The sequence below is a fragment of the Cytobacillus firmus genome (genome assembly GCF_023715565.1).
GTDB lineage: Bacteria > Bacillota > Bacilli > Bacillales > Cytobacillaceae > Cytobacillus > Cytobacillus firmus_C.
On sequence record NZ_JAMBOJ010000208.1, the window covers coordinates 1 to 222 of the forward strand.

Here is a 222-nt window from a genome sequence, read left to right on the forward strand (position 1 = left end):
CACAAACCTGAGGGCAATGAGAAGCAAGAAGATCAAGGAAGCGACTGAACGAGCACCGGAGCGTATGAGAGTACGTGAGGAGCACAGTGACGGAACTGACGCAGAGATTCGCTGCTTATCATTGGCCGAAGTAGGTTAAGTTAGAAAGGGCGCACGGTGAATGCCTTGGCACTAGGAGCCGATGAAGGACGGTACTAACACCGATATGCTTCGGGGAGCTGT

The 222-nt window shown here is 52.7% G+C and carries 1 rRNA gene; it reads left to right on the forward strand.

The features are described from left to right. Nucleotides 1–133: 133 nt before the first annotated feature. Nucleotides 134–222, forward strand: a 23S ribosomal RNA gene (locus M3205_RS25505); the annotation flags it as partial.